The 21,587-nt window shown below is 41.8% G+C and carries 14 protein-coding genes; 7 read left to right on the top strand and 7 right to left on the bottom strand.

Annotation, left to right across the window (positions count from 1 at the left end):
- Positions 1 to 158: 158 nt before the first annotated feature.
- Together NSMS1_RS22735 and NSMS1_RS22740 are read left to right on the top strand one after the other, a co-directional pair.
- Entirely contained in the window at positions 159 to 599 is a 441-nt protein-coding gene (locus tag NSMS1_RS22735) for a SufE family protein (protein ID WP_224086991.1), read from the top strand.
- A gap of 12 nt (positions 600 to 611) precedes the next feature.
- Complete coding sequence (locus NSMS1_RS22740) at positions 612 to 1,526, top strand: alpha/beta fold hydrolase (protein ID WP_224086992.1); 915 nt, start codon at positions 612 to 614, stop codon at positions 1,524 to 1,526.
- Positions 1,527 to 1,614: 88 nt separating this feature from the next.
- On the opposite strand, the gene NSMS1_RS35165 is transcribed toward NSMS1_RS22740, so the two are convergent.
- On the bottom strand, positions 1,615 to 1,743 hold the full coding sequence (locus NSMS1_RS35165; protein ID WP_263432532.1) for a hypothetical protein: 129 nt from the start codon (positions 1,741 to 1,743) through the stop codon (positions 1,615 to 1,617).
- Positions 1,744 to 1,809: 66 nt separating this feature from the next.
- Between NSMS1_RS35165 and NSMS1_RS22745 the strand changes: the two genes are divergently transcribed.
- A complete protein-coding gene (locus NSMS1_RS22745) occupies positions 1,810 to 2,073 on the top strand; it encodes a helix-turn-helix domain-containing protein (RefSeq protein WP_224086993.1) in 264 nt (87 codons plus the stop codon).
- Complete coding sequence (locus NSMS1_RS22750; RefSeq protein ID WP_224086994.1) at positions 2,070 to 2,987, top strand: hypothetical protein; 918 nt, start codon at positions 2,070 to 2,072, stop codon at positions 2,985 to 2,987. Before NSMS1_RS22745 ends, NSMS1_RS22750 begins: the two co-directional genes overlap by 4 nt.
- Here NSMS1_RS22750 and NSMS1_RS22755 read toward each other — a convergent pair.
- A complete protein-coding gene (locus tag NSMS1_RS22755) occupies positions 2,968 to 4,041 on the bottom strand; it encodes a DNA methyltransferase (RefSeq protein ID WP_224086995.1) in 1,074 nt (357 codons plus the stop codon). The two genes, NSMS1_RS22750 and NSMS1_RS22755, sit on opposite strands and share 20 nt — an antisense overlap.
- A gap of 331 nt (positions 4,042 to 4,372) precedes the next feature.
- Between NSMS1_RS22755 and NSMS1_RS22760 the strand changes: the two genes are divergently transcribed.
- The 3 genes from NSMS1_RS22760 (at position 4,373) to NSMS1_RS22770 (ending at position 9,988) form a co-directional block, all read left to right on the top strand.
- Complete coding sequence (locus NSMS1_RS22760) at positions 4,373 to 7,162, top strand: M16 family metallopeptidase (RefSeq protein ID WP_224086996.1); 2,790 nt, start codon at positions 4,373 to 4,375, stop codon at positions 7,160 to 7,162.
- A 271-nt stretch (positions 7,163 to 7,433) separates the two neighbouring features.
- Positions 7,434 to 9,761 (top strand): heavy metal translocating P-type ATPase, encoded by a 2,328-nt coding sequence (locus NSMS1_RS22765; RefSeq protein ID WP_224086997.1) that lies wholly within the window; start codon positions 7,434 to 7,436, stop codon positions 9,759 to 9,761.
- An 8-nt stretch (positions 9,762 to 9,769) separates the two neighbouring features.
- Positions 9,770 to 9,988 carry a hypothetical protein gene (locus NSMS1_RS22770; protein WP_224086998.1) on the top strand — a complete coding sequence of 73 codons (219 nt, stop codon included), beginning with the start codon at positions 9,770 to 9,772 and terminating at the stop codon, positions 9,986 to 9,988.
- A 160-nt stretch (positions 9,989 to 10,148) separates the two neighbouring features.
- Here NSMS1_RS22770 and NSMS1_RS22775 read toward each other — a convergent pair whose 3' ends face one another.
- The 5 genes from NSMS1_RS22775 to NSMS1_RS22795 form a co-directional block, all read right to left on the bottom strand.
- Positions 10,149 to 11,651, bottom strand: coding sequence for an IS5 family transposase (locus NSMS1_RS22775; protein ID WP_224085439.1), 1,503 nt, complete (start codon positions 11,649 to 11,651; stop codon positions 10,149 to 10,151).
- 514 nt (positions 11,652 to 12,165) lie between these two features.
- Entirely contained in the window at positions 12,166 to 13,659 is a 1,494-nt protein-coding gene (locus tag NSMS1_RS22780; RefSeq protein ID WP_224086999.1) for an aldehyde dehydrogenase family protein, read from the bottom strand.
- Between the two features lie 60 nt (positions 13,660 to 13,719).
- Positions 13,720 to 14,433, bottom strand: coding sequence for a cyclase family protein (locus tag NSMS1_RS22785; protein ID WP_224087000.1), 714 nt, complete (start codon positions 14,431 to 14,433; stop codon positions 13,720 to 13,722).
- 211 nt (positions 14,434 to 14,644) lie between these two features.
- On the bottom strand, positions 14,645 to 20,164 hold the full coding sequence (locus NSMS1_RS22790) for an eIF2A-related protein (protein ID WP_224087001.1): 5,520 nt from the start codon (positions 20,162 to 20,164) through the stop codon (positions 14,645 to 14,647).
- A 47-nt stretch (positions 20,165 to 20,211) separates the two neighbouring features.
- Positions 20,212 to 21,564, bottom strand: coding sequence for a P-loop NTPase fold protein (locus NSMS1_RS22795; protein ID WP_224087002.1), 1,353 nt, complete (start codon positions 21,562 to 21,564; stop codon positions 20,212 to 20,214).
- Positions 21,565 to 21,587: the final 23 nt, after the last annotated feature.

Raw genomic sequence — 21,587 nt, forward strand, 5'->3', positions numbered from 1 at the left:
GGTTGTTAGGGTCGGTAATGGTTAATCATAAAACATTATGACCTATGCGCCATTACCTATTACCAAGCCATTAAGCTAGATGCGGTGGAATGGTATGAGGCGATCGCACCAAAGATCATCTAAACTCAAGGTGAGAACGATTATTCACACTGCCTGTTATGTCTTCTAGTTTAGATTCTTTACCACCTGCACTAGCCAAAATTGTCCAGCGCTTTCAACGTGCTACCGACCAAAAAAGACGTACCGAACAGTTAATTGCTTACGGTAACAAGGTCAAGGATTTCCCAGAGGAGGACAAATTACCGGAAAATAAGGTTCCAGGCTGTGTTTCTCAGGTTTATATCACCGCCAAACTCGAAGATGGTAAGGTAGTATTCCGGGCTGATTCCGATGCCTTCATTAGTAAAGGCATGGTTGGTCTGCTAATTGAAGGCATGAATGGACTGACTCCCACGGAAATCTTAGAATTGACCCCAGATTTTATCCAAGCCACAGGTTTAAACGTCAGCTTGACCCCTTCCCGCGCTAACGGATTTTACAACATATTTAAAACCATGCAAAAAAAGGCGCTGGAATGTAAGTTAGAAGCATCGGGCTGATGATAAAAAATTATGTCTACCAATTTGCTATCCACCTCTAACCCTACTGGATTTGGTGGAGTAATTAAGGAATTTCTCTGGCAGTGGGAAAATCAACCAATACGAGTGGTGTATGAAACCCTTGGTCAAGGTTCACCACTTTTACTATTACCAGCTTTTAGCAGTGTATCTACCCGCTTGGAAATGGCAGAAATGGCTAGGTTATTAGCGCCCCATTTTCAGGTTGTAGCGGTAGACTGGCCGGGGTTTGGCGAATCTTCCCGTCCCAGCCTAGACTACCGACCAGAAATTTATCAACAATTTCTCGCAGATTTTGTGCAAGCGGTTTTTTCTACCCCCATTACGGTATTAGCGGCTGGCCATGCAGCTAGTTATGTGTTGCTACTGGCGCAAAAACAACCGGATACTTTTGCCAAAATTGTCTTAGTCGCACCCACTTGGCGCGGCCCCTTACCAACTATGGGGGCAAATCTACAAGTGGCTGGGATTGTGAGAGGATTAGTGCGATCGCCTATTGTGGGACAAGTCCTCTACAAACTCAATACCACACCTTCATTTTTACGTTTTATGTACCGCCGTCATGTATTCACTGATACCGACAGGCTGACACCTAATTTTATCGAGAAGAAGTGGCAAACAACCCAACAACCAGGAGCGAGATTTGCTTCGGCGGCCTTTGTCACTGGTAATATCGACGCTATACACAATCAAGCTGATTTTTTGGCGCTAGTCCAGTCATTATCTGTACCCCTGATGGTAGTCATTAGTGAATCAAGTCCACCTAAATCAAGGGAAGAAATGAATGCTGTAGCCGCTATACCCGGAGTGCAAAGTGTAATAATTCCTGGTTCTTTGGGAGTACATGAGGAATACCCAGCTGCTATTTTTAGCGCCATTGAGGATTTCTTATTCTCACCGCAAAGTTAGGTATGTGGGGGATGAAAGAGAAGATGTGATTTATCACTCAGTTTCTACTCTCTACTCCCTTCTTCACCTGAGACAACCCAAAAGTTAATCAGCCTAGTAGTTCTAAATTTATTGTGGTTGAAGGTTCTGGTATTTGTTCAACTCGGAAATCAAACCTAAATGTACCAAATTCTAGTAGAGGAGTGCGATCGGCAAATCTTATCAGGCTTATTATCATATTTTGGGATTATCCGAAAATAGGTTTATTTTACTGACATACACATAGTGCTAAAGCCAAAGCCCGATGAAATCTATCTCCAGCCATGAGTATGACATATTCCGGCGCTGTATGATTGCTGCTCGCAAGGAAGCACAACTTACTCAGGAATCTCTTGCTAAATCTCTTCAAAAACCGCAATCTTTTGTTGCTAAATATGAGAATGGGGAGCGGCGCTTAGATGTCGTTGAGTTTCTCATGGTTACTCGCATAATTGGTGTAGACCCTTGTACTATTATAAGGAAGGTTGACGAGCAATTATCTGAAGCGTCTTGTGAACAAAAACTATGAATACAGCAGATGTAATCAGACTTGCATCTGAGTATTTAGTTAATTTATCGGGGCATACGTTTGATGTTTTAGACGTGTCTAAACCTGTGACTGTGAATGCAGCAGTAAATTTAGCTAAAGTTATCTCAAAGCTTTCACCATTACTTGGAAATCTAATCGAATTTAACACTGTTGAGTTTCTAAATAAGCAAGATGATTTTGCTGAGTTTGGAACATGGCAGAGGCAAGATCCAGGATTTCCAGACGCTATTTTTGTGGGCAACGTTCAACCAACACCTGGATTAGAGATTAAAGCATGGTTTCCATTGGCGACAGAAATAACCGCGAGATTCAAAGATAGTCAAAATCACTTTCAGTTTGATCAAACTCATGTTGCAATCTTGGCATGGCTACCTGAGAAGATTATTTACGGAAAACCTCGTATTTTAGATGTGTGCGTTGTATCTGGTTTGTCAGTAGCTCTAGCTAGAGACACTCATTATCATAATCCGCCAGATTATCTTGTTTTGGAGCCAGAGGATACCACCCAAAGGACAGCAAATTTACAGCAAACGAACACTAGCGGCTATAAGTTTCAAGGTTCTGCCAGTGAGTTTTTAGAAGCCCAGAAAATAGTTGAATCATGGGGGGCTGAATCTAAAATTTACAAGCCTACTAGGGAATATCAGCACCTTTTACGGGAGTTATTAATACGATATAAATACAGATTAGACACTAACTTTGCAAAAATAGACAGAATTGTGCATCCCGGCATTGAGCAATTCAAGAAACGTGTTTACAACGTTAAAGTTTGTGGTATGTCAGTTGGACAATGGAACAAAATTCTATCAAGCCGCCGAGAAGACACCATAACAAAATCATTACAGGAGTATTTAGAGATTAGAGAAGAGAGCATTAATGAACTTCTTGATTAAATCGCTGGACTCCATAATAAAAATAATCTGGATCGATCTCACATGAGTAAGCTTTGCGTTTGAGTGTTTGGGATGCTAAAGACGCACTAAATAGTCCTCCAAAGGGTTCCCAGACTACATCATATTCATCACTTGATGTTTCAATAATCATGGTCATCAAATCAAGAGGCTTTTGGTTAAGATGCAACGCTTTGCCAGATTTTGTTTTAACTCTTTCATCACCTCGTAGCGCTTGGCGTTCCCATACATTGGTAAAACCATGAGGACATCTAAACTTTGACCGCATTTTACTCCATTCTGCCCCTGTTAAGGGTTGATTGCCATCTAGAGAAAAATAAGGTTTTCCTTCAGGACTACCATGCTCATTTGCATAATTTACTAGCCTTTCAAACATCTCTGGAGGTGGAAAGTACCATAAATGCCCTTGATCAAAATATTTCCTAGTGGCGGCATCTACCACACCACACGCATCGTTTGCTCGTCGTAATGGTAATCTAGACCGTTTCCATTCTTTCAGTAACCAGGCTTTTAAGGTAAGTTCGTTAATTCTAACTTCTCTTACATATTGGACACAAACTTCTGTAACTACTGGAAATCTGCGAATTTTTTCTGTGTTAACATTCCCTGCAATGTGACCTTTGCCTTTATTCCAAACATTGCAGTTAACATACCGCCAACCATACTTTTCTAAAATCGGATGTACCACAGCCCAGCCAATTTCTGAGTTCCAAAACCAGAGTGTTGTGGATGGCATCGCTGCTTTTGACCACTCCTCAATATGAGGCTGATACCAATTGGGTAAATCAATATGATCGGATGTGTCTCCTTCAAAACCAAGAATACCATAAGCCCCATCTGAAACGATTACAGTAGGCTGCTCCCAATTTTTATAAAATTCAAGGCTATTACCTAAAGATAAAGCAACGTATTCATCTCTCCATTCAGAAAAGTTAAGTTTGGTGTTTAGGCTAACGACTTTTCCGCGACCAACTGTGCTGGTAGCTTTACTTTTCAAGGTTACTGTAGAACTAGCTTCTGAATGAGGTCGACTCATTGATCTTTCTGGCTCTTCAAATAATGATATATGCTAATTTATCCTATTTTGGGATATCAACCTAGTGTGAGACACTAAAATAGGAATTACGCATGAAAACGAGAAATCAAGGGCTTTAGCAAGGGTATAGGGGTATAGCGTTGAAATAGACGATCGCAATATCACTCCCTAAATATTTAGTATGTATCATGTGTAACTAAACTACCTCTTAACTGTCAACAAAATTTTGCTAGTCAAGCCGATTTTAGCGATCGCTAGTTACACTGATGAGGGTGGTGTGTCGTTTCATCTTTTAGGACTGTGTTTGATAACTTAAAAATGTAAATCGTCTATGAAGCTACGTCCATATATGCTGATAGGTTTTGTCCTCAGCCTGTTGTTGAGTGTTTTGCCCATTGCTGGCAATTTTACTTATGCTGCTACACCTGCATTTAATGTTGCGCCTGTTTCTGGCTTATCCTTTACCAAAGGTGTGCAGAAAACCGTATTAGATAACGGTCTGACAGTTCTGACTAAAGAAGTGCATACTGCACCAGTGGTAAGTGTGCAGGTATGGTATAGAGTTGGTTCACGCAATGAGCAGAAGGGAGAAAATGGTATCTCCCATCAACTTGAGCATTTAATGTTCAAGGGTACTACTAGCCGTCCAGTGCAGTTCGGACGGTTATTTAGTGCTTTAGGTAGTCAATTTAATGCTTTCACCAGCTACGATGAAACGGCTTACTTCGGCACAGTGCAGAAAGACAAACTCAAAGCACTGCTGACTCTAGAAGCAGACCGCATGGAGAATGCGTTAATTGGTACAGAAGAATTGACTAGTGAAAAACGGGTAGTCATTTCGGAATTGCAAGGGTATGAAAACTCCCCTAGTTATCGCTTAAGTCGGGCAGTGATGCGGGCTGCTTTTCCTAACCGCGCTTATGGTTTGCCTGTGGGTGGAACTAAAGCCGATGTCGAACAATTTACAGTAGAACAAGTACGGAACTATTATCAAACTTATTACAGCCCAGATAACGCCACCTTGGTCATTACGGGAGACTTTGACACAGATTCTACGCTCAAAACTGTTAAGGAAACCTTTAGCAAATTACCAAAAAGAGCGCCAGGGAATAGAAAAACCACAGCAGCGAACAAGACTCCTGTTTCTACATCTGCTGCAAAAGCGCCAATTGTGCTGAAGGAACCGGGAAGTGTATCCTTTTTACAAGCTGTGTATCCTCTACCAGATGTCAAACATCCTGATGTACCAGCAATTGATGTGATGGATGCTATTCTCACGGGGGGGCGTAGTTCTAGACTATATCAAGCTTTGGTAGAATCTGGTTTAGCTAGTTCTGTCAGTGGTAGCGCAGGGGAATTAGTTGAGCCTGGTTGGTACGAGATTAATGCAACAGCCGCTCAAGGGCAAGAGTTAACCAAAATTAACCAAGTACTGCAAGCATCTTTGTTAGAAATACAACAAAAGCCTGTTTCCCCAGAAGAATTAAATCGGGCGAAGACACAGCTACAAGCCTCCTTTGTTTTAGGAAATCAGGATATTACAAGCCAAGCCACCCAATTGGCATATAACCAAACTGTAGCAGGTGATTATCACTACATTGAACAGTATTTAGCAGGGATCGCCAAGGTCACACCAGATGATATTCAACGGGTAGCCAAAACCTACCTCAACCCTCAAAAAGAAACCATCGGCTATTTTGAACCAACCCAAGTCAACGGTCAAGCAGGAAACTCTGCTGCTGGTGAAAGCCGCACTGCGGAAAACTTCAGCCCTGGTAAGCCTGTAGACCCCGCAGAATTAGCTAAATACTTACCTCCCGCCACATCAAACACAGATACAAGTAAACAATCTTTACCTCAACAATTTTCCTTAACTAACGGTTTACGTGTCCTCTTATTACCCGATCATAGTGTGCCTACCGTTAACCTCAGTGGACAAATTAACGCCGGGAATGAGTTTGATAGTAATCAAAAAGCTGGGCTGGCCAGTCTAACGGCTGCTAATTTATTGAATGGAACTAAGACGAAAAATGCTCTAGCGTTAGCACAGGTTTTAGAAGATAGAGGAGCCAGTTTAGATTTTGCTGCTGCTCGTGAAGGTGTGAGTGTTAGCGGTGAAGGCTTATCAGCCAACTTGCCTATATTAGTGCAGACATTGGCAGATGTATTACAGAATGCTTCTTTTCCCCAAGAACAGCTAGAATTGAGCCGCCAACGGGCATTAATTGGTCTTAAAGCTCAGTTAGATGACCCTGGAAGCTTAGGAAGACGGGTATTTCAACAAGCAATTTACCCAGAGAATCATCCTTTTTACACCTTCCCCACGGAAGCAAGTTTAAAGAGTATTAGCCGGGAAGATGTTGTGCGTTTCTACCGTCAATATTACCGACCAGATACGACTACCATCGCCTTAGTTGGTGATTTTGACCCAGACAAGGTTAAAAAATTACTCAATCAATCTTTTGGTAAATGGCAAGCAATTGGTCAACCGCCAACGCTGAAGGTATCTAATGTAGCATTACCCAAAACTTTAACAAGGATGAACAAAGTGATTCCTGGTAAAGCCGAGGCTGTGACATATATTGGTTACAGTGCCATCTCCCGGAAAGACCCGCGTTATTATGCCGCATTAATACTGAATCAAATTTTGGGCGGTGATACCTTATCCAGTCGATTGGGAACAGAAGTACGCGATCGCCTGGGTTTGACTTATGGTATTTATAGTGGGTTTGCGGCTGGCATAAATCCTGGCCCCTTCCTGATTTCCATGCAGACAGCCCCCACAGATGCAGATAAAGCGATCGCTAGTACAATAGCTTTACTCAAACAATTACGCGAACAGGGCGTAACTGAAGCCGAAGTCAACACAGCCAAACGCACAATTACTAATAGTTACCCTGTAGATTTGGCTAATCCAAGTAATGTATCTAGCATCATCTTGGATAATTCTGTGTATGGGTTATCAACCTCAGAACTCCGCGATTTTCCCCAACAAATCCAAGCTGTAACTATGGCTGATGTGCAACAAGCAATTCAAGATTTAATCAAGCCAGAAAATCTAGTAATTGTCACAGCCGGGCCAGGAACAATTCAAAATTCTAAATCCCCTACGGGTAGCTAAAGCCACAAAATTTACGCATTAACAAATCTGAGTTTTCTATCAAGTCCGGCTAAAGACTTAGGATATTAAACCAGTATCTTCAGCTAAAAAGTCCTGTATGAACGGACTTTTTAGCTATTTTTATGTTTTGCATAAGATAGGCACACTAAAGCTGAAACGAATCTCTTAATTACGAATTAAAAAAATCCTGCGTACCTCTTGACTCTCCAGTTCACTGGAGCATTCAAGATAAAAACAGTCGTTAGTACCTGTTGGTAATTGGAGGACTCAAATGGATAACGCCACCTTAAAATTGCGTGGTATGAGTTGTGCTTCCTGCGCCAAAAACGTTGAGGATGCTATTCTTTCCGTCCCTGGTGTGCAGGAATGTAACGTCAACTTTGGTGCAGAACAAGCAACAATTAAGTATGATTCCCGCGCCACTGATTTACAAATAATTCAAGATGCAGTGAGTGCAGCCGGTTATTCTGCAATTCCCCTCCAAGAACAGAATTTGATGCTAGGTGAAGACGATGCTGAGAAACAGTATCGTCTGCAAGAATCTCGTAATTTACAGCGAAAGGTAGCGATAGGCGGCATTATTAGCATTGTGCTATTTATCGGTTCCTTATCGATGATGAGTGGGTTACAATTGCCCTTCATTCCTACATGGCTGCATAATCCTTGGTGGCAATTATTATTAACCACTCCTATACAATTTTGGTGCGGTTATTCCTTCTATACCAATAGTTGGAAAGCCTTCAAACGCCATAGCGCCACTATGGATACTTTGATTGCTTTAGGTACAAGTGCAGCATATTTCTATTCCCTATTCGTGACAATATCCCCCGACTTTTTCATCAGTCAGGGTTTGGGTGCAGATGTGTATTATGAAACTGCGGCGATTGTTATTACCTTAATTTTATTAGGTAGATTATTTGAAAGCCGCGCCAAAGGGCAAACCTCAGACGCTATCCGTAAGCTTATTGGCTTACAAGCAAAAACTGCACGCTTAATTCGTCAAGGAAAAGAGGTAGATGTACCCATTGCAGAAGTGCAAATTGGCGATGTCGTGTTGGTACGTCCTGGGGAAAAAATACCTGTAGATGGGGAAATTATTAGCGGCACATCCACTATTGATGAGGCGATGGTGACAGGGGAAAGTGTCCCTACTAAAAAGCAGCCAGGGGATGAGGTAATTGGTGCAACTATTAATAAAACTGGCAGCTTCACATTCCAAGCGACACGGGTAGGTAAGGATACCGTACTGGCGCAGATTGTGCAATTAGTGCAGCAGGCTCAAGGTTCTAAAGCACCTATACAGAGATTAGCAGACCAAATCACAGGTTGGTTCGTGCCTGTGGTGATTGCGATCGCCATTCTCACTTTTATCATCTGGTTCAATATCATGGGTAACTTTACCCTAGCATTAATCACGACAATAGAAGTATTAATTATTGCCTGTCCTTGTGCTTTGGGTTTAGCCACACCAACATCTGTCATGGTGGGAACAGGTAAAGGCGCAGAGAACGGGATTTTGATTAAAGGAGCCGAAAGCCTAGAACTAGCGCACAAAATTCAAACCATTGTATTAGACAAAACAGGCACAATTACTGAAGGTAAACCCACAGTTACAGATTTTCTCACAGTTCACGGTACAGCCAACAGTAACGAAATCAATCTAATAAAATTAGCTGCATCTGTGGAACGTAATTCAGAACATCCTTTAGCAGAGGCATTTGTCAGATATGCTCAATCTCAAGAAGTCAAATTAGTAGATAGCCGAGATTTCGCCGCAATTCCCGGTAGTGGCGTACAAGGAATAGTTGACAACCATTTAGTAAGAATTGGCACACAACGCTGGATGACAGAATTGGCAATAGATACCACAGCCCTAGCACAAGAGAAAGAGCGCTTAGAGTATCTAGGGAAAACAGCCGTTTGGTTGGCAATTGATAACGAAATTCAAGGCTTGATAGGTATCGCCGATGCTATTAAACCAACCTCCCTACAAGCCGTGAAAGCCCTACAACAACTTGGTTTAGAAGTTGTCATGCTCACAGGCGACAACCGCCGCACCGCCGAAACCATCGCCCGTGAAGCAGGCATTGAGCGCGTCTTAGCAGAAGTCCGTCCAGAGCAGAAGGCGGAGGTGGTTAGGCAGTTGCAAGAGAGGCAGGGGGCAGGGGGCAGGAAGCAAGGGAGAATTTTATCTCCAAAATCCAAAATCCAAAATCTAAAATCTAAAATTGTGGCGATGGTTGGTGATGGCATTAATGACGCTCCAGCTTTGGCACAAGCTGATGTGGGGTTTGCTATTGGGACTGGTACAGATGTGGCGATCGCTGCTAGTGACATTACCCTAATATCTGGTGATTTGCAAGGTATTGTCACAGCAATTCAACTCAGTCGCGCCACCATGAATAATATTCGTCAAAACCTATTCTTTGCCTTCATCTACAACGTTGCAGGTATTCCCATCGCCGCCGGAGTTCTCTTTCCTATCTTTGGTTGGTTACTCAATCCTATTATCGCGGGTGCAGCAATGGCATTTAGTTCAGTTTCTGTTGTTACTAACGCTCTACGCCTACGTAAGTTTCAGCCAAAAGTAATTATCTAGGAGTGCCAATGTTCAGTAAAAAGGTAATTCTCGCAAGTATGGTTTGGGGATTGATGTTTGGTTTGGGTACGAATGCAGCCATTGCCAACGTTAACCATGATTCGTCAACAACTCAATTCCATCCTATGGAACAACCACTTGTCATAAAGGCTGCGGTTACGGCTGGAGGTTTGACATTAGTTTGTTTAGAGATATGGTGGTTTCTCCTGAGCAAACGTAAGTTGTAGGGTGGGAGTGGGGGGAGATGAGGGAGATAATAATTCACTCCTGCCTCCTGTTCCCTGACTTTTGACTTTTGACTATGGACTAATGACTAATGACTAATGACCAATATTTAGGGCTTGCTGAAAAAGTCATTTCAAAGGAAGAGAAAAATTGATTAAGTAGTCAGTCCAGAAAAAAGATAAGTTTTTGTTGTTTAAGGTTTAATGAAATATCAGTTTCGATAATAGAAGAAGTAAAAAAAGACTCAGTTTTGAAAAATAGGCAAAAAAATACACAAAAAAGCCGTAATAGCAGAGTAGAAAGATTCATAACTAAAAAAGTTATGGCAATAGCGGTGAAAGAAGTATGAGGAAGTTTAGCCATAACTCTACCAAGGCTAAATCTTCGTTTACCTTGTCCAAACTTGCCCTCAATACAATTACGAATCCTTTCGTCATAAGCGGCTTGTTTCTTCTTTTCAGGGCTGACATTTTGGGGGGGTCTACCTAGTGGTGGGCCACTAATTCTAATTCCCCTTTCTTGACACCAAGCTCGATTCTCCCTCGTCCGATAAATCTTATCAACATGAACTGATTCAGGATAATATCCGGTGTAGTTTTTGTATGCTTCTACTTGTGATTTTAAGTCTCCTGATTCGTTAAAGTTGTCCCAACTAATATGGTCTAAAAATACATAGCCATCATAGTAACTAGCTGAAAACTTAGCCCCAAACTCTACTGTTCTCCCGGCTTTACCTCGGATAATCGGACGAATGTGTGGTTGGTTTAAACTGACAATGCGGTCTTGTATACTAATTTTTTGATTTTCATATAACCATAACTGTTGACGATAAACTTCTGCTACTACTAGCAACATCTTATATTGACTGTTGCTCAGTTTTAATAGTGACGCACCTAAATTTATTAGCTGCTGAATATGAGTTAAATTTCTGTTGATATATTGCAGTTGCTTTCTGATAGCTTTCCTTCTTTCTTTAACTGTTGGTTTTCTTTTCTTGGCTACTGCTAAATAATCCTTTCTTGCTTTGTTTCTGTAGGTTCTTGGTTTGTTGATATTTCTTACTAATAAGGACTTATATAATGTATCTATGATTGTTTCTGTTTGCTTTCTGGCTTGATTTAATAATCCTAAATCTGTCGGATAACTTATGTCTGCTGGCGCACAACTAGCATCTAATATTAATTTTCCTCTATTGGCTGGCTTACTTTTTGAATCCTCGACCTCTGGCTTTTTTGCTCTTACTTCTACCTCCTGTTTATTTTCTAACATCTTCCTGACTATTTCTTGATTGATTTTATTGACTAATTCTATATCTATCCTTTCTCTAAAATGAACTAGCATTGACGGGTCAAATGCAGATTCATTACTATATGCTGACATTCCTATAAAGTATTGCAGATACGGGTTCTCCCGAATTTGTTCTACTGTCTCTCTGTCACTTATTCCTAATTTTTCTTTAATTATTAATGCTCCCAACGCCATTCTAAATGTTTTGGCTGGCGCTCCCATTCTTGCTGAAAATATTTCTGCGTACTCTGCTTCAAATTTTGACCAAGGTATCATGTTCGCCATGATTACCCATCGGTTATCTGACGCTAGTTTTCCCCCAAAGGGTAGTTCAAAGTTTTCTGCTGCTTTTTCTTGCTTTTGCGCTCTTCGATACATTTTAACGCAACTTGCTACAAGGATTTTTACTTATCTTACCCTTTTTCTTTTCACCTTATTTTTCTTTCCTGACCCTGAAACTCTTCATTCTGCTATCTTTCGCCCTTATTCAGCCAGCCCTATTTAAAAAACTGCCAAAATGGCAACTCAAATAAGTATGACTAAGTTATCTTTATCAAAGATAAATGGCTTCCAAGGTGTTGTTATCAGGGGCTACTAATAATATTCAAAATTCAAAAAATGTGACATTTGCTGCATTAGGAATCATCTATTTGTATAGGCGTTGTCGTTAACCTGCACACCAGCCCCCCCAAATAAGAGGTAACGCCTTTACATGTTCCTGAACGCTACAGTAGCAAATGTCAGAGTGGGAGATAAAAGCGCTTGGTATGCTTTCTCCCACTTTTTTTTATTAGTCATTAGTCAACAGTCATTAGTCAACAGTCCACAGTTATTCTCCCTTGTCTTCCCCCACTCCCACCCTACAGGAAGCAAGCTACATCTCCCCCCTCTTCTAACTCCGATTATCAATTTGGGCGCGTTGTAAATTACCAGAAAAGTCTACATAAACGCTTTTCCATTCTGTGAAGACATCTAAGGCTGTGGTTCCGGCTTCGCGGTGTCCGTTACCTGTCTGTTTGACACCGCCGAAAGGTAGATGTACTTCTGCGCCAATGGTGGGGCCGTTGATGTAAGTGATGCCGGCTTCGATGTCGCGCATGGCGGCAAAGGCGCGGTTGATATCGCGGGTGTAAATTGAGGAGGATAGACCGTATTTGGTATCGTTGAGGATGGCGATCGCTTCCTCGAAGGTGCTAACCTCAATCAGTGCCACTACTGGCCCAAATATCTCCTCACGGGCAACTCGCATATCGGGTGTAACGTTATCTAAAATCGTTGGCTTAAAGAAGTAACCATGTTGTAACTGCCCATCGCTGGCAATTTCCCCACCTATTAAAATCTTGGCTCCTTCCTCACGGGCAATGTTCATATATTCGCGCACCCGGTGCAATTGACGATTATTAATTATCGGCCCGATATCTGTGTTAGCTTCTGTACCAGCACCCAAGCGTAATTTTTGAGTACGTTCTAGGAGCATGGCGGTAAATTTTTCTTTAATGTCACGATGCAAAATTAGGCGGCTGGTGGCTGTACACCTTTGTCCAGTTGTGCCGAAAGCTCCCCAAAGTGCGCCATCTAAAGCTAGTTCTAAGTCTGCATCTTCCATCACCACTTGAGCATTTTTCCCACCCATTTCTAAACAGACGCGCTTGTGAGTCCTGCCGCAAGTCGCGCCGACATAAGCACCAGTTTCGGAAGAACCTGTAAATGAGACTAAATCAATATCTGGATGTTCGACTAAAGCCTTACCCGCTTCTTCCCCGACTCCATGCACTAGGTTAATTACTCCTGGTGGTAAACCTGCGGCGGCGAAAATCTCAATTAATTTCGTTGCACAGCCGGGAGTATCTTCGGCTGGTTTGAGGATAACTGTATTACCACAAACTAAAGCTGGCATGGCTTTCCAACAAGGAATAGCCACAGGAAAGTTCCAGGGAGTAATTAAAGCACAGACTCCAATGGGCATTCGCACAGTCATGGCGAATTTGTTGGGCATTTCCGAGGGTGTGGTTTGCCCAAACATCCGTCGCCCTTCACCCGCACTATAAAAAGCACAGTCAATACCTTCTTGTATATCGCCCCTAGCTTCAGTTAAAGGTTTACCCATTTCCCGGCTGATTAATTGGGCGAGTTCTTCCTTATGCTGGAGTAATAATTCCCCAACACGAAAGATGTACTCAGCTCTCGCTGGGGCTGGGACTTTGCGCCAACTCTTATAAGCTTCACGAGCGGCGGCTACAGCCCTATCAACATCATCAGCTTGGGAACGGGGGAAAGTAGCAACAACTTCACTCTTATCAGCCGGGTTGTGACTGTTGAGAACAGTTTCGGCGGCGGCGTTTATCCATTCACCGTTGATGTAATTTTGGCAGTTTAAAGGAGTCATATTAATTCAAAATAAAATAATTTCTTACTCAGCAGTCAACAGTTAACAGTCACTACTAATTTAAGGTACTAATGCTAAAACTCCCACTGGCGAACCTGAGCCACCGCGTAGTCTGAGGATGGAAATTGCTAGATTAGTACCTTTTGCTGGTAGTTGATGCAGGTTTGTCAAGTTTTCTAACACGATACCTTGTTGTGCCAATACTAAGCGGTTGGTGCTGAAGTTGGTATCTTGTCCAGAGTCTACGCCGTGTGTATCTATGCCTACGCCTGCAATTTGTCGCTCATTTAGTAAAAACTGCGTTGCTTCACTGCCAAAACCTGGAAAGTGCATGATTCCGTTGGCATCTTGGTTGAGAAAAGCGTTTTTATCAGACCATTTATTCTGCCAACCCGTATGTAATAAGACTACATGACCAATGGGAATTTCACTGTGTTGTGCTTCCCAAGTGCGGATGTCGTCAATGGTGAGTTGATAATCTGCGTTGGCTGCTGCGGCTGCTTGGATATCTATGACTACAGCCGGGACAACCAACGACTGCGCCGGGTATTGGTCAATTCCCATACCTGATTGATAAAAACTATTGGGAGCGTTGATATGAGTGGCGCTGTGTTCCCCCATTGAGAAGCGACGCAGGTAATAGCCATCATCTGGTAGTTGGGCAACGGTGGTAAATTCGACGTTCGGATCACCGGGCCATTGGGGAATATCTGGGTCAATTATATGACTAAGATGAATAACGCGGGAGTATGCGATCGTTTTTAGGTTGGACATGATAATTAGAAATTACTTATAAAGTAAAAATAAAATTACTGTAGGGTGTGTTAGGCGCACATTTCGATATGATGTCTCACGAACAAAACTTAAGTGCCTAACGCAACGCTAAATAACAAGGTGCGTTAAGCTAACGCTTTAACACACCCTACTCAAGATTTACTTATTTATTAAAATTACGAATTACGAATTACGAATTAATAATTACGAATTATTTTATAGCTAACTCTTTGGCTTTCGCCTCTGGATCAAAATTTAAACCCTTATCCCACTGCTGTGCTTGGCGGAACTTAGCCACCGCGCCCTGAATATCACCAACTCGCGCCAACTTCTCACCTTGGATGACTAACACCGTTGCCCCTGGCACTAACAGCGCTGGTGTTTGGCATGATGGTAATTCTGCTAACACCTCTGGATGGGCAATGAGGTAATTATGCAGCAGGTCGCAACCAGTGGGTACTAAATTATCTAAGTCCAAATTCCATAAAATGATGGTGTTGTCACTACTAGCAGAAGCTAAGTGTTTGCCATCGGGGCTGTAGGCGACACTATTGACTACATCGCTATGACCAAAGAGAGTTTTAACGCTTCTAGCTGTGCTGATGTCCCAGATTTTGATGGTCTTGTCCCAACTAGCGGAAGCTAAGTATTTGCCACCGAGGCTGTAGGCAACGCTATTGACATAACTGGTATGACCAGAGAGTGTTTTGACGCTTTTACCTGTGCTGATATCCCAGATTTTTATGGTTTTGTCACCACTGGCGGAAGCTAAGTATTTACCATCGGGACTGTAGACAACATTATAAACCCAACTACTATGACCAGAGAGTGTTTTGACGCTTTTACCTGTGCTGATATCCCAGATTTTTATGGTTTTGTCACTACTGGCAGAAGCTAAGTATTTACCATCAGGGCTGTAGACGACGCTATCTATTCCACTACTATGGCCGCTATTAAACAATAAGAATTTCCAACTGAGGATTTTTAACAGTTTACCTGTACTTATGTCCCAAATTCTGATAGTTTTGTCTTCACTGGCAGAAGCTAACTGTTTACTATCGGGACTATAAACAACGCCATAGATCGAATCGTTATGACCAGAGAGTGTTTTAGTAGCTCTACCTGTACTTATATCCCAAATTTTGATGGTCTTGTCTTTACTAGCGGAAGCTAAGTGTTTACCATCGAAACTATAGGCAACGCTATTGACCTCATCAGCATGACCAGAGAGTGTTTTAGTAGCTCTACCTGTACTTGTATCCCAAATTTTGATGGTCTTGTCTTTACTAGCGGAAGCTAAGTGTTTACCATCGAAGCTATAGGCAATGCTATTGACCTCATCAGCATGACCAGAGAGTGTTTTAGTGGCTCTACCTATACCTATGTCCCAAATTTCGATGGTGTTCTCCCAATTGGCGGAAGCTAAATGTTGCCCATCGGGACTGTAGATAATAGCAGAACTGCCATGACTAGAGAGGGTTTTGACGGGTTCACCTGTGCTGATATCCCAGATTTTGATGGTGCTATCACGACCGGCGGAAGCTAAATATTTGCCATCGGGGCTGTAGGTGACGCTATAAACTGAACCGAAATGACCACCAAAGAGAGTTGTGAGAGCTTTACCTGTGCTGATATCCCAGACTTTGATGGCTGCATTATCACTGGAGGAAGCTAAGTATTTGCCATCGGGACTGTAGGCAACGCTCCAGACCAGACTGTTATGACCAGAGAGTGTTTTAATAGCTCTACCTGTACTTATGTCCCAAATTTTGATAGTTTTGTCACTACTGGCAGAAGCTAAGTATTTACCATCGGGACTGTATGCGACGTTCATGACCTCATCATCATGACCAGAGAGTGTTTTAATAGCTCTACCTGTACTTATGTCCCAAATTTTGATAGTTTTGTCACTACTGGCGGAAGCTAAGTATTTACCATCGGGGCTGTAGGTGACGCTATAAACCCCATCATTATGACCAAAGAGAGTGTTAACGGCTCTACCTGTACTTATGTTCCAAATTTTGATAGTCTTGTCAAAACTAGCGGAAGCTAAGTATTTACCATCGGGGCTGTAGGCGATACTCCTGACCTCACTGTTATGACCAGAGAGAGTGTTAAGAGTTTTACCTGTGCTTATGTCCCAGATTTTGATGGTCTTGTCCCTACTAGCAGATGCTAATTGCCTACCATTGGGGCTGTAGGCAACGCTATAGACCTGATTGCTATGACCTTCTAATATGTTTACCTGAATAGCGCGATTTTCTTTTGCCTCGTATGGTTTTAAATAAACTGCTTGCTGTAATGTAGCTATAGTTTGCATCCTAATATCGTCTCTTTTCTTCTCCAAAACTATGTGTTTGAGTTTGTCAGATGCTTTTAATGCTTCTATCAAAGCATCTGGATATTGATTAGAGAGTAAAAACGCTTCTGAGGAATTATTTAAGGACTGAATTTCGTTAATTTCAGCCTGTTTTTTCTGTACTTGTGCTAATTCTTTTTGACTTTTCGCCTCATAAGCCGATCGCACTGCTAAAGTAGTCACAATCGCTAGTCCTATACCTGCGGCTACTGAACCAAACAAGGCGCTTTTCAGGAAGCGGTTGAGTTTAGCTTCACCTTGCTTTCTTTGTTCTCGCTCTTTTTCCAGTTCCGCCATTACCTGTTTTAACTTCGGTTCCTGTTGCTGGCGGATAAAGTTAGCTAAATAGTCATGTACTAGTTGATAACGGTCGGCTGGGTTTTCTGGTAGCAAAACCACTAAGCCTGATTTGACAACAATCTCTAAAACTAAATCGAGCGACGTTAAACCCAACGTCTCCATAGGCAATATCTTTACATCCAAACTCTGCAAATCTTGTTCTAATTCCAGGCGCGTTTTTAACGGGCGAGTTCCTTTTTCATCAGTCAGCAAAAACAGCACAAATTCAGCCAACTGCTGATTTTCCGCACCGCAGTCATAGACAACTTCATTGAGATAATGCTGCACCAAGTCTTGTTTAGTACCAAACTGCCGATATTTCTCTAAAGTCGTGATATTCTCAACTTGTAATTGCGCCCCCACAACTTGTAACTCAATTGGTCGCACTTCACCCAATTCTCCTGCTAAGTCGTCTACCAGTGCATCAACTAAAGCTGGTTCTAAGCGAAAGCTAGTATTTGCCGTTAAACCTTGAATAATTGATTTTGCATCGTTGGGGGAGAAGTTTCCCAATTTGTAAAGCACGCGATGACTGAGAATGTCGTTACCAATAATTCCAAAGCTGGGCAAATCATTACATTCAAGTAAGTAATGGATGTAATCAACCCGCAAGGATAAGATAACTTTCGCTGAGAGAACTTCTAAACACGACCCCAAAAACTCAAAGAACTGCTTACGTTGTGCAGGTTCAGTGTAAACAAAGAAAAATTCCTCAAATTGATCAAAAACTAGCACTGTGCGGAGGTTGCGTTGTTCGTTTTCGCGCAATGCAAGGAGGAGGGTGTGAGGGTTTAGGGATGTGGGGGTGGTGGTTCGACTAGCGGTAATCGAGCGGAGTCGAGATTCACCAACCGGGTGTAGGGGTGTAGGGGAAAGAGGGGAGTTTGAGGCAGATGATTCTGGTTTTGAACTAGAACGTTCAGGTTCTAAGTCGGAAGTTTCTGGTTTTGAACTAGAACGTTTCGGTTCTAAGTCGGAAGTTTCTGGTTTTAAACTAGAACGTTTCGGTTCTAAGTCGGAAGTTTCTGGTTTTAAACTAAAACGTTTCGGTTCTAAGTCGGAAGTTTCTGGTTTTAAACTAGAACGTTTCGGTTCTAAGTCGGAAGTTTCTAGTTTCAAACTAGAACGTTTCGGTTCTAAGTCGGAAGTTTCTGGTTTTGAACTAGAAACTTCAACATCCCCACTCCTCACTTCCCACTCCCCACTCCCCGATTTTCCTAACAACCTTCCCAACTCCTCCACCCAGTTGGTATAAACCCGCATGACGATGACTAAGTTATCTTTGGCGCGAATTGATTGTTGTTGCAAGGCGGGGACTAAACCTGCGTTAACTAGGGAACTTTTACCCACTCCCGATTGCCCATGAATAACTATCAATTTATAATCATCATTGTTGAGGCGTTCCAGTAATCTTTCTACATCTAATTGCCGACCAGAGGCGGAAATTTCTGGGGCAATGTAAGATGTGGTCTGTGTTGGGTAGGGTGTTGTGTGTATTTCTGCAAATGTTTGTCGGCTGGCTTCTATTCTCCCTGCGCCAACGAAAGCCCTTAAGCCAAATTGTTGTTCTATAGAGCGTCGTTGCTGTTTGATGTTGTAAGCTTTGAGATATTGCTTTTGGGCAGAATAAAACTGCTGTAACTGATTGAGAATATCAATATAAAGTCTGACATCTTCTTGAGGATTTGCCCCGTCTTTGGCAGTTTCTAAGTTACGTACTGCATCTCCAGTGTTACCCAAACTATATTGAGCGCGACTCAAGATAAATTTATATAGATTTAAGTCGTAAGTTTGTATAGACTTTGCCAATCTATTATCTAAATACTGGCTATTAATTGTAGGAATAATGTCTAATGCTTGTTTAATTAAATATATTGCTTGCTTCCAGTCTTTTTCGGATAAAGCCACCTCAGCTAAAAAACTATAATCTCTGGCTAACTCTCTTTGCTGGTTGTTATTGGTATGAAAAGATAAAGATTGTTGAGCAAAATTTTTTAATTGTTGCCATAATTTTAAATCTTTGAGAATATTACCTACTTTTTCCAAGGAATTAGCAATGATATCTGGACGGTTAATGTGAGTGATTAGTTGGAGATATTCTGAAATATAGTTACGAGTATTCTGCCAAGCTGGATGTTGATTATCTTGTTGTTTAATTGCTTGCAGATAAGCACAAAAAGCCATCTCATACAGAATTTTTGCCTGCCATTCTGAGTTATTGCTGTGTCGCCACAGGTTTAAAGCTGTTTGATAATGTTGAATTGCCTCTGCTTGTTTATTATTAATCTGTTTGGTTAATCCTAATAATGATTCTATAAAGGCATTAATTTCTAAATTAGGGTTTTGTTCTATATTTTGGTTGTGAGAATTATCGGTTGATTGACCTAACCCCCTAACCCCCTTCCCTATTAGGGAAGGGGGAACAGGAAAGGGGTTTTCTAAATCTGGGGGAGGGTTTAATATATCAGTTATTAACTCTTTTTCTGCGGCGGCTAATTCAGTTTCCAGTTTTAAATATTCATAAAAACTTAAATTAAGTTGATTATGTAACCATTGATTGGCAGTTGTAATAATGAAATCTGTTAATTCTTGTCTGTTAATCTCAAAACTTTTAGTAATTGCCCAACTTTCTAAATCTGGTGCAACCTGTATGAATTGTTGATAGATTTCATCATCAATCCATACTACTAAAGGAAAGTTAAAATGCTCTCGAAACTCTTCTCTTACCTGATTAGTAGCGGTTAACATCTGCGCTAAATTCTGCACAGCCTCCAAACCGACAACCATGACACAGCCAGAGATGTTTTCCCCATATGTTTCCTGAATGGCTGTGTAAAGCGTCCTGTGGGACTGCTGGACAACTAAAACTCGAATTTCAACTTGGCAGATTTCCTGCAATTTGGTGATTAAGCGATCGCGCAATTTGGCATAATTACACCGTGCTAATATCAGCTTGAACTGTCCTACGCTATTTTCAATAGCCCAAGCTAATTGTGTGATAGAGCGATCGCTATTTTCTAAGTCATTGGTCATTAGTCAACAGTCAATAGTCCATAGTCAATAGTTAACACCTTACACCCCTAACTAGCCAACTCTCTCGCTTCCGCCAAAATAGGATTAACATCAAACCACGACTCGCCGCTTTCTCGGTATTCAAAGACGAAGCGACTGCGGATTAATTTTTGATATCCGTCATCATCGTTAACTTGCTTTGTCCGCTTAACATCCTTTAATAATTGCCATTCTGACTCGGAAATGGGTAGCTTCATTTCATTCCGGCGAGAACGAATGACTTGTTCTAAGACGTTATGAGTCAGGGGGAGTGACATTTCTTCCATAATCCAGGTATTCAAGAGCCTGAGCAAGTCCCGCACATGACCACCACTAGCAATACATAAACGCTCTAGGCTGCTAACATTATCAAAAATCTCGGTAATCTTTTCTAGGCGTGCTGCTGGTTCTAAGTCAGGGAAGGCTCTAGCTAATACCATCTGCTGCATTAATGCCATGCCCTGTTGATGGATACTACCATCAGGATATTGTACAGACACCATTGGTAAGACTTTGGGGTCGTCATGAAATCTTTGGGTGAGTGTGCCGTAATCATTGGAGAATTTAAGTGATAGCGGCATGGTGTAGATGAGATGACAACTCAGCTTGGTAAGATATTCACCTTGATCTACAAATAAATATTCTTGTTGCGGTCTTCCCCACGGCTTAGGACTATTATCTATGCGGTCGAGGTTATCGACAATGACAACTAGTCCTTGTTTACCTTGCTGCTTGAGTTTAGTAATTGCCGGCTGCAATAATTCTTGATTGATGGCTTCTAATAACTGAATCTTCTGCGGTGCAAGATACTGGTTGATTTTCTCTCGCAGTCGGGGATCACTTTTAATCTTGGTAGTGATTTCACCAATACCTACCGACAGCGATAGTTTTTCTTTCTCTGCACTAAAACCAACATCACCCACCCCAGGAACTTTAGCTTTTACCCCCGTTACCTCGGAGTTGAGCAATTGCAACGCACCTTGCAGCAAAGCATTAAACTTGTTGGTATCTTCCAAGTTAATTTTATCGAGACTTTGACTGATACGCCGAGCGATCGCCAGCAACACATCGGCAATACCTACATCAGTAATTTCTAAGTCATCAGTAGACTCAAAATACACTACATGAAAACCTAAGCTTTCTAATTCTGCCTGTAGTCTAATCAGTTCCGTAGATTTACCACAGCCTATGTGTCCAGTAAATAGGGTGCAGGTAGGTTCATCTGGCTGAAAAAAGGTAATTCTTTTCTTGAGTGTTTGGATAATATCCCCACCGCGCACCGAAGAAAAATCAATATAAAACTTACTATCTAAACTATTATTAATAAACAGAGTCCTGCTAGGATCTGTTGCTTTAAAAAATCCACGTAAATCTATAGCCATAAGTCTAGTAATCTAGTTTTCCC

The sequence above is a fragment of the Nostoc sp. MS1 genome, from assembly GCF_019976755.1.
Lineage (GTDB): Bacteria > Cyanobacteriota > Cyanobacteriia > Cyanobacteriales > Nostocaceae > Trichormus.

Coding starts and splice junctions, on each gene's coding strand:
- NSMS1_RS22735 (WP_224086991.1), top strand. CDS start 159: ATGTCTTCTAGTTTAGATTCTTTACCACCTGCACTAGCCAAAATTGTC.
- NSMS1_RS22740 (WP_224086992.1), top strand. CDS start 612: ATGTCTACCAATTTGCTATCCACCTCTAACCCTACTGGATTTGGTGGA.
- NSMS1_RS35165 (WP_263432532.1), bottom strand. CDS start 1,743: ATGATAATAAGCCTGATAAGATTTGCCGATCGCACTCCTCTACTAGAA.
- NSMS1_RS22745 (WP_224086993.1), top strand. CDS start 1,810: ATGAAATCTATCTCCAGCCATGAGTATGACATATTCCGGCGCTGTATG.
- NSMS1_RS22750 (WP_224086994.1), top strand. CDS start 2,070: ATGAATACAGCAGATGTAATCAGACTTGCATCTGAGTATTTAGTTAAT.
- NSMS1_RS22755 (WP_224086995.1), bottom strand. CDS start 4,041: ATGAGTCGACCTCATTCAGAAGCTAGTTCTACAGTAACCTTGAAAAGT.
- NSMS1_RS22760 (WP_224086996.1), top strand. CDS start 4,373: ATGAAGCTACGTCCATATATGCTGATAGGTTTTGTCCTCAGCCTGTTG.
- NSMS1_RS22765 (WP_224086997.1), top strand. CDS start 7,434: ATGGATAACGCCACCTTAAAATTGCGTGGTATGAGTTGTGCTTCCTGC.
- NSMS1_RS22770 (WP_224086998.1), top strand. CDS start 9,770: ATGTTCAGTAAAAAGGTAATTCTCGCAAGTATGGTTTGGGGATTGATG.
- NSMS1_RS22775 (WP_224085439.1), bottom strand. CDS start 11,651: ATGTATCGAAGAGCGCAAAAGCAAGAAAAAGCAGCAGAAAACTTTGAA.
- NSMS1_RS22780 (WP_224086999.1), bottom strand. CDS start 13,659: ATGACTCCTTTAAACTGCCAAAATTACATCAACGGTGAATGGATAAAC.
- NSMS1_RS22785 (WP_224087000.1), bottom strand. CDS start 14,433: ATGTCCAACCTAAAAACGATCGCATACTCCCGCGTTATTCATCTTAGT.
- NSMS1_RS22790 (WP_224087001.1), bottom strand. CDS start 20,164: ATGACCAATGACTTAGAAAATAGCGATCGCTCTATCACACAATTAGCT.
- NSMS1_RS22795 (WP_224087002.1), bottom strand. CDS start 21,564: ATGGCTATAGATTTACGTGGATTTTTTAAAGCAACAGATCCTAGCAGG.